This is a genomic window from Desulfosoma sp. (assembly GCF_052743555.1).
The window spans coordinates 150,102-162,487 of sequence record NZ_JBRAHS010000001.1; the positions used below are offsets into that span (position 1 = coordinate 150,102).

At 57.5% G+C, this 12,386-nt stretch carries 9 protein-coding genes and 2 pseudogenes; 5 read left to right on the forward strand and 6 right to left on the reverse strand.

The window, feature by feature from the left end; translation table 11 throughout:
* Nucleotides 1-33: 33 nt before the first annotated feature.
* Nucleotides 34-1,536, forward strand: coding sequence for a hypothetical protein (locus tag ACUVSA_RS00705; protein WP_445893409.1), 1,503 nt, complete (start codon nucleotides 34-36; stop codon nucleotides 1,534-1,536).
* A gap of 383 nt (nucleotides 1,537-1,919) precedes the next feature.
* On the opposite strand, the gene obgE is transcribed toward ACUVSA_RS00705, so the two are convergent.
* The 3 genes from obgE to rplU all read right to left on the reverse strand — a co-directional run bounded on the left by obgE (nucleotide 1,920) and on the right by rplU (nucleotide 3,919).
* Nucleotides 1,920-2,996, reverse strand: coding sequence for a GTPase ObgE (obgE, locus tag ACUVSA_RS00710; RefSeq protein ID WP_445891330.1), 1,077 nt, complete (start codon nucleotides 2,994-2,996; stop codon nucleotides 1,920-1,922).
* A 248-nt stretch (nucleotides 2,997-3,244) separates the two neighbouring features.
* Nucleotides 3,245-3,514 carry a 50S ribosomal protein L27 gene (gene rpmA / locus ACUVSA_RS00715; RefSeq protein WP_445891329.1) on the reverse strand — a complete coding sequence of 90 codons (270 nt, stop codon included), beginning with the start codon at nucleotides 3,512-3,514 and terminating at the stop codon, nucleotides 3,245-3,247.
* A gap of 3 nt (nucleotides 3,515-3,517) precedes the next feature.
* Nucleotides 3,518-3,919 carry a 50S ribosomal protein L21 gene (gene rplU, locus ACUVSA_RS00720; RefSeq protein WP_445893410.1) on the reverse strand — a complete coding sequence of 134 codons (402 nt, stop codon included), beginning with the start codon at nucleotides 3,917-3,919 and terminating at the stop codon, nucleotides 3,518-3,520.
* A 410-nt stretch (nucleotides 3,920-4,329) separates the two neighbouring features.
* Here rplU and ACUVSA_RS00725 point away from each other — a divergent pair.
* Nucleotides 4,330-5,676: pseudogene (locus tag ACUVSA_RS00725) on the forward strand (aspartate aminotransferase family protein).
* A gap of 157 nt (nucleotides 5,677-5,833) precedes the next feature.
* Here ACUVSA_RS00725 and ACUVSA_RS00730 read toward each other — a convergent pair.
* The 3 genes and pseudogenes from ACUVSA_RS00730 to ACUVSA_RS00740 all read right to left on the reverse strand — a co-directional run bounded on the left by ACUVSA_RS00730 (nucleotide 5,834) and on the right by ACUVSA_RS00740 (nucleotide 7,949).
* Nucleotides 5,834-6,475, reverse strand: coding sequence for an amino acid ABC transporter permease (locus ACUVSA_RS00730; protein WP_445893527.1), 642 nt, complete (start codon nucleotides 6,473-6,475; stop codon nucleotides 5,834-5,836).
* A gap of 35 nt (nucleotides 6,476-6,510) precedes the next feature.
* Nucleotides 6,511-7,265: pseudogene (locus ACUVSA_RS00735) on the reverse strand (amino acid ABC transporter ATP-binding protein).
* Nucleotides 7,266-7,286: 21 nt separating this feature from the next.
* Nucleotides 7,287-7,949, reverse strand: coding sequence for an amino acid ABC transporter permease (locus ACUVSA_RS00740; RefSeq protein WP_445891326.1), 663 nt, complete (start codon nucleotides 7,947-7,949; stop codon nucleotides 7,287-7,289).
* 400 nt (nucleotides 7,950-8,349) lie between these two features.
* On the opposite strand from ACUVSA_RS00740, the gene ACUVSA_RS00745 reads away from it, so the two are divergent.
* From ACUVSA_RS00745 to ACUVSA_RS00755, 3 genes are all read left to right on the forward strand, one after another.
* Nucleotides 8,350-9,339, forward strand: coding sequence for a TAXI family TRAP transporter solute-binding subunit (locus tag ACUVSA_RS00745; RefSeq protein WP_445893411.1), 990 nt, complete (start codon nucleotides 8,350-8,352; stop codon nucleotides 9,337-9,339).
* Between the two features lie 105 nt (nucleotides 9,340-9,444).
* Entirely contained in the window at nucleotides 9,445-11,502 is a 2,058-nt protein-coding gene (locus tag ACUVSA_RS00750) for a TRAP transporter permease (protein WP_445893412.1), read from the forward strand.
* A 30-nt stretch (nucleotides 11,503-11,532) separates the two neighbouring features.
* Nucleotides 11,533-12,381, forward strand: coding sequence for a 3-keto-5-aminohexanoate cleavage protein (locus ACUVSA_RS00755; protein ID WP_445893413.1), 849 nt, complete (start codon nucleotides 11,533-11,535; stop codon nucleotides 12,379-12,381).
* Nucleotides 12,382-12,386 lie beyond the last annotated feature (5 nt).

Below are 12,386 nucleotides of genomic sequence, written 5' to 3' on the forward strand. Positions count from 1 at the left end.
CCTTTCATACACCTTTCGTCGGACTCGAGCAATGTGTTGCTCCGAGCCGCCGCCTTGATGGAGGCGGAAGGGACCCTGGACGGCCCGGCCCGACACCAAGAATTCGATACCCTGCTTCGACAACGGAGCAAGGATGCCGGGGCCGAGTCCGAAGGGGGGTGGGAAGGCTTTTTCCGCACCGTGCCGGCCTGGTCCTCGACACCCCGAAGAATTTTTGCTAAGGCGCAAGACTACGTCCACACCTGGCAATCCCTGGGCGTGCAGGTGGTGGGCTGCCGGTTTCCCTCCGGCCATGCCTTGAAAACCTGTCCCAGATACCTCTTTGCGTTGGGAACGCCTCCAGAACCCACGACCATCCTCTGTGCAGCCTTCAATTCTCGCAAGGGCAAACACACACGCCGCCGGGATCTATGGGTGAGAGCCCTGCACCAGGCTTTTGACCAAACCGCCGACCAACCGGTAGGCTGGGTGAGCAGTCTCGGCACGCCGGTTTACGACTTGACCACCTGTTGGGCGCACGCGCAGCGAAAACCCCTGGTTTTGGTGGCCATCCCTTCCCGCTCCCGGCCGGCCGTCTTCGAAGCACTGAGCTATTTTCCGGATCTCAAAACCGCATGGATTCTAAGTTGTCTCCCTGGCCGACCAGCCTGTCCCCCCGCTCGTTACGTGGTCTGCCGGGATCGCCTCGTCGCCGCTGTGGCGGAACATTTCTTCGTCCTTGCCATCCGCCGTGGGGGCAACCTCTTTCAGGTCCTTAACGACGAATTGCAGTCCCATTCCAAGCCCACCTGGATCTTCAGCAGTGCTCAGGAATCGCCGGAAACGGAAGGAAACCGAAAACTTCTTCACAACTTTTCTCACTGTGCGCGTGTGTGGCCTGAACAGGTGACAGGCCTCGCCCACGACCACCACCCTGATCCTGTGCGCGACACCTCGCCTCCCTTAGCCTTTGAGTTCACAGCTTTTCTTTATCATTACACCCGTTCTTGTCCCGGGCCGTGGCCTGGCCAAAGCCGGTGTGCATGGGCAGAGGATCTCCTGAAAGACAGGCCGTGGGCCGATCACATGGCCCTGGACACTCTGTGGCGTATTCTCTGGGAAGGGCGTCTTCGCGCCAGTGGACGTCTGATTCGGCAAGGAATTCCCGTGGTGTCCTGGACACGGGTTCCTCCTTTGAACCTCCTGCAGCTCACTCGCTGGAACCCCGCACTCATTCGATGGACCTTTGAACCCTACGGCCTGGCGGTGAGAAAAGACGTCCTAAAAAGCCTTGGAGCCAGACCTGTTATCTATGCGTGCGAAGCGGGTTTTGCCAAGATCGCCCCAATGGACCGCTTTCGGTTTCAGCTGCACCAACCCGGCCGGGTTTCATGGAAAGCAGAGAGGGAATGGCGCCTCCCAGGGGACTTCATGCTGGATGCACTCGATCCCGACGCCTGGTGGGCCTTCGTGCCAACGGCCGAAGAAGCCCGCAGGCTTCAGGAAAACGTCGGCCGCCTCTGCCGTATCGTTCCTTTGACCACCTTGACCATCTAGTCTTCAGGATGATGACAAAGGTGGCCTTGTGCGGTTTTCTCGCCACAGCGCCAGCAGCCTCTAGCGCGATCAGCCTTCACGGCTTGCGGCGCTTCATCATGGCCATGGCCGCAGAGCCCCTGCTTTGAGCGTCAAAGCGCCGAAAAGCGCGTTCTGACTTGGTCCATCTTCGTCACACGTCAGACCCGAACCGGTTCACCTGAAAATTTTCAATGTTCTCGGCGTACGGCCTCGGTCCCTAAAAAGAATGATGAGCATCGAGTGAAACATTTGTGGTGAAGAATTAAAACCATCCTTCCAGCGATATCAATATGTTACGTAGAAAAGTGGCAAACTTTCGTTAGCGCTGGCCCATGGGTGCGAGAAAACGACCTGACGCTGAATTAAGAGATGAGCCTCGAAGGGCTGTTTTCAAGGAGTGTCTCTTGGGAATCGGGAATGTCCTTTTCAAGATCTTTTCGAGTCTGTTCCAGGACCTGCACGATGGCCTTGAGGAGATCATCGAGCCCTTGTCGGGTGAGCGCGGAGATGGCCACGGCGGAGTGCCCCAGGCTTTGATAATGCCGGAGGAGGCGTTCACGATCCTTGGGATCATCGAGCAGATCCATTTTGTTCAGGGCGAGAAGGCGTGGTTTGTGTGCAAGTTTCTCAGAGTAACGCTCAAGCTCTCTTTCGATGACTCGGTAAGGGGCCAGAGGATCTTGGCGGGGCACGGCCGCTGCGTCCACCACATGAACCAGCACACGGGTTCTTTCGATGTGCCTCAAAAAGCGAAGGCCCAAGCCCGCCCCTTGATGGGCTCCCTCAATGAGGCCCGGAATGTCGGCCATGACAAATGGGGGAGCATCCCTAAAGGCGACCACACCGAGATGGGGAACCAGAGTGGTGAACGGGTAATCGGCGATCTTCGGGCGAGCTGCCGAAACGGCGGCGATCAACGTGGATTTCCCGGCATTGGGAAATCCCACAAGGCCCACGTCGGCGAGCAGTTTCAGCTCCAGAACAAGTTCCCGGAACTCACCTTCCTTGCCTTCTTCGGCGATGCGTGGCGCCTGCCGAGTGGAGGAAACGAATCGAGCGTTTCCCCGCCCGCCTTGGCCGCCTCGAGCTGCCGTCCATCGCATGCCTGGGCGGTTCAGGTCCGCCAAAACCTCACCAGTCAGGGCATCCTTGACCAAAGTCCCCACTGGCACCATCAAGATAAGATCTCCTCCACTTCGACCGTGTCTGTCTTTCCCCTGGCCGTGGCGTCCTCTTTGAGCTCGATAGGAACGCTTGAAGCGAAAATCCAGCAGAGTCTGCTTGCGCTCCGTCGCCTCAAAAACGACGTCCCCGCCCTTGCCGCCGTCGCCTCCGTCGGGTCCGCCTCGAGGCACATACTTTTCACGTCGGAAACTCACACACCCATTACCACCGCGTCCGGCGCGCACTTCGATTCGGACTTCATCCACAAACTTCACAGTCTGCTCCTGACAAAAACACAACGGGGGAGCCATGCCCCCCCATTTGGTGTTTCTTCTTTCCAAGGGAAAATGCCGCCTTCGCGCTTCTTGAAAGCCCGTAAAGCTTCTGTCGTCGTGCCGCCGCCGTACGTTCGAGGCCGGCGCATCGTCTGAGCATGCCTTATGGAATTCGCTTGGGCTCCACAAGGCGGGAGCGGTGCAAAGCGGCCTGGCGATGTGCGCCTTGCGCCACTTCAAACCTTTCCTTAAGTGGTCTGCGCCGCCACGGGATAGACACTGACCTTTTGGCGCTGCTTGTCCTTGTACTCAAAGGCCACCACCCCGTCAACCAGCGCAAACAGGGTGTAGTCCTTGCCCATGCCCACATTTTTTCCCGGATGGAATTTCGTGCCCAGCTGCCGAACCAAGATATTGCCGGCACGGACAAACTGCCCCCCGTACCTCTTGACGCCTCGCCGTTGCCCGGCGCTGTCTCGACCGTTTCTTGAACTGCCGCCCGCCTTCTTATGTGCCATGGCTTATGCCTCCTCACTCCCGGACGCCTTCGAATCCACTCGAGCCTCCTGTGATGCCATCGGCACACGGTCTTCGATCCCCTCGATCTTCACCGCGGTGTAAGCCTGCCGATGCCCTTGCTTTTTCCGGGAATCCTTGCGTCGCTTATATTTAAAAATGATGATCTTGCCGCCCCGTCCCTGCTCTACGATGCGCGCCCGCACCACCTTGGCCTCCACGAGGGGACGCCCCACATGGATCTGGTCTCCATCGGCCACGAACAACACGCGATCCAAAAGGATCTCGTCGCCGGCTTTTCCGGGGAGTTTTTCCACCTTAAGCAACCCACCGGGCTCGGCTTTGTACTGTTTTCCTCCACACTCCACAATGGCGTACATCGGCTCGTCCTCCGCCCTGACCCTCATTCAGCGCCTCCGCTCTCAGCCTGCCGCGACAAAAAGAGCGGCCCCAGGCCGCTCGGTGACCGGCAGCCGGAGCGCCATTTTATCCTCGAGCGAACGTGCCTTTCCGTGTGAGCCTTTCCTGGAACTCTCTCAGCTTCTCACAACCTTCCAGGCACTTGTTCTTGTCCCGGTCCTTCTTGTCACAGTCCAGACAAGGGCTTCGCATGCGCATACCGTGCGGGCTCCTTCCAGAAACGACGTAATGGGGTCTTATAAATGGCCATTCGGGAAGCTGTCAAGGCTTTTCCCACAGGCAGCATGGATGACATTGGCCTTCACAAGTGCTGCGGATTAGCATAAAGAGGTTTTGTTTTCTTAAGACAACAGGGCGTGGCGGCTTTTCACTAAAAAAGGAAAGAGGGCATTTCGTGATGACTCGGTACCAGAGCTCTGAGCGCGTCTTTTACCGAAACCTTCGCAAGACCTACCCCGTGGTCGATCGCGGAGAAGGCATCTTCATTTGGGATAAGGAAGGCCGCCGTTACGTCGATGGTTCCGGTGGTGCATGCGTGGTGAGCATCGGCCATGGCGTGCCGGAGATCTTAGAGGCTATGAGGGTTCAAGCGTAACGCATCTGCTTTGCGCACAGCAGCCACTTCACCAGTGAAGCCGCCATCGAATGCGCCGAGCTTCTGACCGACATGGCCCCGGATCCTGCACTCAACCGTGTGTTTTTTCTCTCCGGTGGATCGGAGGCCGTGGAAACCGCCGTCAAGGTTGTGCGGCAACATTGGAGAGAGATCGGACAACCGGACAAATACAAGGTGATCAGCCGATGGACCAGTTTTCACGGGAACACCACCGGCGCTTTGGCCCTCGGTGGGCACACCGGCCGGCGGCGCCATTATCTTCCCCTGTTCCTGCACACGCCGCACATTGAGCCGGCCTACTGCTATCGGTGCCCTTTCGGACAAGAGCCCGAATCATGTCACCTGGAATGCGCCGATCAGTTGGAACGCACCATCAAGTATGAAGGTCCAGACGCCGTTGCGGCCTTCATCGCCGAACCCGTAGTGGGTGCCACAGCAGGCGCTCTGGTACCCAAGGACGGGTACTGGCAACGCATCCGCGAAATCTGTGATGCCTACGATGTGAACCTTATCGCCGATGAGGTCATGACCGGCGTGGGGCGAACCGGCCGACGATTCGCCTTGGACCATTGGGGCGTCGTTCCGGATGTTATTGTCACGGCCAAGGGACTGAGTTCCGGCTACACGCCTTTGGGCGCCGTGGTGGTCAAAGAAGAAATCCACGAAGCGATTCGCCAAGGGACAGGAGCTTTTGTGCACGTCCACACCTACTGCCAGAATCCCTTGTCCGTGGCCATCGGTGCGGCGGTGCTGCGCTACATTCGGGATCACCAACTCGTGGAGCGGTCGGCGGCCATGGGGAAGGTCCTGTCGGACCACCTTCAAACCCTTCGAAAACATGCCATTGTGGGCGATGTGCGAGGCATCGGCCTTTTTGCAGGCATCGAACTGGTGCAAGACCGAAACACGAAACAGACGTTTCCTCCGGCCTTGAAAGTGAACGCTCGAGCGGCCCAGGAAGCCTTTCAACGCGGACTGATCACCTATCCTGGATCCGGAGGAGCGGATGGGATTCATGGGGATCATCTTCTGCTGGCACCGCCTTTTGTCATCGACGAAGAGGGCATTGCCCAGATGACCCGCATTCTCGATGAGGCCCTCGCCGCCGTGACCTCACAGGTTCTCTGATTCCGCTCAGGCGTTGTCCACAAGAAGCGCCCAAAGGTTCACAGGGGGCACGCCACGCGTGCTCCTCGTTTCGGGCGTGTCACTCCACAGACTCGGGTCGATGAGCCTTGCTTTTCACTAGCCTTCTTGGCCGGCCCAAAGTGGTTGAGGCCGGCTGTCAGATTCGATGAAACTCGGATCCGGGAAGACTCAGGCGTTTCTCCAAGGCTTTCAGAACACCTGTGGCGAGGCTGACGAGTAAGAGATACACGAACCCCACGGCGGCAAAAACTTCGGTGTACTTGAAGGTGGAGGAGGCGATGATTTTTCCTTCGCCCGTCAGTTCGATGCACGTCACCATATAAGCCAGGGACGAGTATTTGATCAGGTAAATCCATTCGTTGCCACAGCCAGGCAGGGCGCGCCGCACAGCTTGAGGCAAAATGATATGCACGACGGTCTGCAGTCGGCTCATGCCAATGGCGTGAGCGGCCAGAATTTGCCCTCGTTTGATGGATAAGAGGGCGCCTCGAATGTATTCGGAATGATAGGCCCCGCTGCAGAGGGTAAAGCCCAGAACCGCGGCTTGATAGGGTGTGAGGTACACGCCCAGGCGAGGCATGCCGAAATACCAGATGTAGAGCTGAACCAGCAGAGGAAATCCTCGAAAGACAGCCACGTAGAGATCAGCCAACCAGCGCACGGGAGGCGTCGCGTAGACACGGCACGAACCCGCCAGCACACCACAAACAAAGCCCAAGACAGCTGAAGGAAGAATCAGCTGCAGCGATACGGCGGCGCCTCGAAGAAGCGCGGGCATCAGTTCACCGTAAAGAAAACCCAATTCCGCGGAAATCAAGGCCGCGCACCCAGTTGGTCGATTTTGGCGCAGAACTCCCGCGTGCGGGCGCATCGCGCCTCGTCAAGAATGACGTTCGGGGGCCCCTGTTCCACGATCCGGCCGTCTTCCATGAAGATCATTTCGTGAGCCAGAGCGCGCGCAAATCCGATCTGATGGGTGGCCATGATCATGGTCATGCCGGAAGCCCCCAGATCGCGAATCACCGCGTGCACCTCCCCGATCAGCTCCGGATCCAAAGCCGAAGTGGGTTCATCCAAAAGCATTACCTTGGGGTCCAGAGCCAAGGCTCGGGCAATGGAAACCCGCTGCTTCTGCCCCCCCCGGAAAGCTCCGCCGGATATTTGCCCGCGTGCTCCGCCAGCCCCACCCGGTCCAGTTCGCTCATAGCCCGCCGACGGGCTTCTTTTCGGCTCATTTTCTTCACATGCACCAAGCCGATCTCCACGTTCCCCACGGCCGTGAGATGATCAAAGAGATTAAATTCCTGAAAAATCATTCCCACCTGCTGGCGATAAGCGCACAGTTCCCTTTTTCGGCCGGGATCGATGCGGCAACCTTCCAGAAGGATGTTTCCCTGGTCGGGCATGACAAGGAAATTGATCATCTGCAACAAGGTGCTTTTGCCTGCGCCGGAAGGGCCGATGAGTACCTTGATTTCGCCCCGCCGCACCGAAAGGGAAACACCCCGGACGATTTCCTTGTCCCCGTAGTGTTTGCGAATCTCGCGCACCTCAAGAATGGTTTCCATGCTCTCTCTTCGTGCCGCTCTTTATGCATAACCTTTGAGGCGCACCCTTTTGTGCACCGCTCCCATCAAGCGCGTCCCCAACCACGTGAGAACCATGAAAAGGAGACCCGCGCTGACGTAAATGGGCAAATGTTGATAGGTGCGGGAGGCCACGTGATGGGCGCGCGCCATAATCTCAGCGACCCCCAGAGCATAGGTCACGGCGGAGTCTTTGAGAAGAATCGCATACTCATTGGACCAGCCCGGAACGGCCAGGCGCAGGGCCTGCGGCAGGACCACAAAGACCACTGCCTGCAAATCGCTCATGCCCACGGCACGCGCCGCCTGCATCTGACCCGCGGGAATGGACAAGATGGCACCTCGAAGAATCTGCGATTGATACGCTCCACTGATGCACCCCAAGACAACGACGGCGACGGAAAACGCCGAAAGTTCCAACCCAAAGAACGGAAAGATGCCGAAATAGAAAAGGAACAAGAGCACCAGCAAAGGAACGCCTCGAAAAAACCACACATAGACACCGATAAACCACCGAAGCCACTTCGGCCCATAGACCAAGCCCACGGCCAGCGGCAGCCCGACGGCGAATCCCAAAGTCAACGCCCCCGCCACCACCACAAGAGTGATCCAGGCGCCTTTGAAAACGTAGGGAAGCCCTTCTTGAAGAACCGCGATGGATTCCATCCTCTTGGCCAACCTGCCATTTAAGGGTTGCATCGCCCCCGCCGCGCCGGCGGGCGATGGATAAACTGCCGCACAAGAGCCGTTACAGATACCATTCTAAACACTTTGTTGCAAGACACCCGAATTCCCGGTGCTCCTCATCGCCCCACAGAGAGCGGCCCCGGGCTTTGGCCCCAAATCCTTTCACATAGGGTTGCGCAGAGCCAGGTTTTTTGCTAACGGCTGAAAAAATTTTGCGAGGGTTTCATGCGTGGGCGGCCTTTTGGAGAAGTTCTGGGCAGTGCGTCGTGCGCCACCGAAAGCATGCCGAGAGTGGGCCGCCCGGCCCATGTCCCTCGTCACGGGAAAAGCCACAGGTTCTCATCGTCAACGGTCTGTGGAAGAAAAAAGGAGGATTGTGATGAAGCGTACCGGATTGTTTCTTGCCACGGTCCTTTTGCTGGGAACGGTTTTGGTCGCCATGGGTTCGACGCCCTCTCAAGCCAAGACGGCTTTTGTCACCATCGGCACCGGCGGCATCACGGGTGTCTACTACCCCACCGGCGAGGCCATCTGCAAAATGATCAACGATAAGAAAGACACATACGGCATTCGATGCACTGTGCAAGCCACTAGAGGATCCGTATTCAACATCAACGCGGTCCTGGCTGGACACCTGGAATTCGGCATTGCTCAGTCGGACCGGCAATATCAGGCCGTTCAAGGCGAGGCGGAATGGAAGGACAAGGGCCCTCAAAAGGATCTTCGAGCCGTCTTCAGCCTGCATCCTGAAGCAGTGACCCTGGTGGCGGCGGAAGACGCCGGCATCAAGAACATGGCGGATCTCAAAGGCAAGCGCGTCAACATCGGAAACCCTGGTTCCGGGCAGCTGCAAAACTCCATTGACGTTCTGAGTGCCTTTGGCCTGAATTGGGAAAAAGACATTAAAGCAGAACAAGCCAAGGCGGCGGAAGCGCCGGGGCTGCTTCAAGACGGCCGCATCGATGCTTTCTTCTACACCGTGGGGCACCCCAGCGGGGCGATCAAGGAAGCCACCGCCGGTCACCGTAAAGTACGGTTCGTCCCCATTGAGGGCGCATCCGTCGACACCTTGCTCAAAAAGTATCCTTACTACGCCAAAGCCGTAATCCCCATCGCTTTATACGAGGGAGCTCTCAACAAGGAAGACGTGCCCACGGTAGGCGTCAAAGCCACTTTCGTCACTTCCGCGAAAACACCGGACGATGTAGTCTACGCCATTGTGAAGGAAATCTTTGATAACCTGGAAAGCTTCAAGACCCTGCATCCGGCTTACGCCGTTTTGACCCAGCAAAACATGCTGGAAGGCTTGTCCGCGCCGCTGCATTCCGGTGCGGCAAAATATTTTAAGGAAACCGGACTGCTGAAGTAATCCGGTATGCTGCGGCGGCGCTGGGCACGGCGCCGCCGTTTTACAGTGCCGCGATCCACTCATAGCTTTCGACGCAAAACCTGCATTGCCCTTGAAGGATGTTGCATGACATCGAATGCCAAGGTTGCGGAGCGCGGTGTGACCATCGCCCGGAAACTGGCCGAAGAAGCCCGCACAGGGCGGGTTCAACGCGGTATTTCGAAGATTGTCATCACGACCGTCGCCGTTTGCTGGTCCCTTTTCCAACTGTCCATCGCTAGTTGGCTCATTTTAGACTCCTGGTACATTCGAGCGGTTCATCTGGCCTTTGCCATTTTCATCGTCTATGCCAGTTTTCCCATGTTCCGAAAACCTCGCCTGGGAATTCGGTATTGGGCCGCCACGGACCGTGTCCCCGTGCTGGATTGGGTGCTCGCTCTTGCCGCCGCCGCTGCCGCCCTTTACGTGGTTCTGGATTACCGCGGCATCATCAGTCGATACGGTGCCCCCGTTCCTCGCGATATCTTCATGGGGTTTCTCTTGATCGTGCTGCTCCTGGAAGCCTCCCGGCGCGCCATCGGACCGGCTCTCACGGTCATTGCCACGGTTTTCACTTTCTATGCCTTTTTTGGACCCTACATGCCCGACGTCATCGCTTTCAAGGGGGTGTCCATGAACCGGTTTGTCGGGCAAATGACCATGTCCACGGAAGGCATCTACGGTATTCCGTTGGATGTTTCGGCCACCATTGTCTTCCTGTTCGTTCTTTTTGGCTCCATGCTGGAAAAGGCGGGAGCCGGTCAGGTTTTTATTCAACTGGCCCTGAGCCTTCTCGGAGGTCACAAGGGCGGTCCTGCCAAGGCTGCCATTTTGAGCAGCGGGCTAATAGGAATGGTCTCCGGATCCAGCATCGCCAATGTGGTGACCACGGGCACCTTTACCGTTCCACTCATGAAGCGGCTCGGCTATCCGCCGACCAAGGCCGCGGCCATTGAAGTGGCGGCGAGCACTGACGGCCAGTTGGCGCCTCCCATTATGGGCGCCGCCGCCTTTATCATCGCCGAGTATGTGAGCGTGCCGTATGTTGAAGTGGTTAAGGCCGCAACCATACCCGCTTTTGCTTCCTACGCCGCCCTGCTATTCATTTCCCATATCGAAGCCTCCAAGCTGGGTCTGCAGGGGCTTCCTCGCGAGGAACTGCCCCCCTTTTTCAAAACCCTTTTCGAAGGGCTCCAGTACCTCATTCCCCTTGGAATGCTCATTTACGAACTCGTCGTCTTTCGGCACACACCCCAAATGTCCGCTTTCAACGCCATTTGGGTTCTGGCCATTCTCATGGTCGCGCAGCCGTGTTTAAGGGCGGCTCAAGCCAAGCAATCCATTGGCGCCGCTTTAAAGAAAGGTTTACTAGACATCCTCGCGGCTTTGGATGCCGGCGCTCGAAACATGGTCAGTGTGGCCATGGCCACGGCCGCCGCGGGCATCATCGTCGGCGTGGTGGCCATGGGGTTGGGCGGGTTGGTCAACCAGGTGGTGGATGCACTCGCCGGAGGCAATATTTACTTGCTCTTGATCATTACCGCCATCGCCAGCCTCATTATCGGCATGGGACTCCCCACCACGGCCACCTACATCGTCATGGCGTCATTGACAGCACCAGCCATCGTCACAGTGGGAGGATCCTACGGATTTGAAGTACCGCTCATCGCCGCGCATCTTTTTTGTTTCTTTTTCGGGATTCTGGCGGATGACACGCCTCCCGTGGGCCTTGCGGCCTATGCCGCTTCGGCCATTGCCAAGTCCGATCCCATTCGCACCGGACTGCAAGGCTTCATGTATGACATCCGCACCGCCATTCTTCCCTTTATGTTCATTTTTAACCACGATCTTATTCTTTACGGTGTCACCAGCTGGTTCCAAGGGCTACTTATTTTCGCCATGGCGTGTCTCGGCAACTTCGCCTTTGCCGCCGCCACACAAGGCTGGTTCATCGCGCGAAACCGTATCTATGAAGTGCCTTTGCTGCTGGGCGTCACTCCCATCATGATGCGCCCGGATCTCATCGCGGCTTGGAGCGGCCTCGACTACGGGCACCGTCATTGGATGTACCTCGCCGGCCTAGCTCTTTTCGGCTTCATTTACTTGGTGCAGAAACTTCGAACCTCCAAACATCCAGCACAGTGAAGGTTCCTTAAGGAAGAAAGACTATTTTACATGGAAAAACTCATCATCACCGTCGCTTTGACCGGAAATGTTCCTACAAAGGCCATGAATCCCCATGTGCCCATGACACCGAAGGAAATTGCTCGGGATGTGCGCCAATGCGCCGATGCGGGGGCGGTGCTCTTTCACGTGCACGCCCGAGACAACAACCAACGCCCCACGTTGGATATCGGCCGTTATAAGGAGAACGTTCGGCGCATCAAGGAAACGGCTCCTGAGGTGATTCTGCAGTTGTCCACTGGAGCGCGCGCGGGCAGGGACTGGGAAGCTCGAGCCAACCCTGTCAGGCTGTTTCCGGAAATGGCGTCTTTTACGACAGGATCCAACAACTTGCCTGACATTGTGTATGAAAACTCTCCCCAATTCATTGAATTTCTGGCGGGCGTTTTCAAAGAAACGAGCGTCAAACCCGAGATCGAGGTCTTTGAAGCGGGTATGATTAACAATGCTCTTTATCTTCAACGCAGAGGCCTCATTTTCCCGCCGTTGCACTTTGACTTCGTTCTCGGCGCTCCGGGATCCATGCCGGGGTCCGTCAAGAACCTCATGTTTCTATCGGAAAGCAATCCCCCCGGATCCACCTGGAGCGTGGCTGGCATCGGCAAGGCGGAAATTCCTCTGGCCACCGCCGCCATTGTCATGGGAGGCCATGTGCGGGTCGGCTTGGAGGACAATCTTTTTATGCCGGACGGCTCTCCGGCCACCAATGTCAAGCTGGTGGAAAAGGTCGTGCGGATCGCTCGAGAAACAGGGCGCGAGATCGCCTCGCCGGAGGAGGCTCGAAGGATCCTTTCCCTGGACCCTGCCCGAAAGGACCGCATTGTGAGCATGCTGGACTAAGCCCA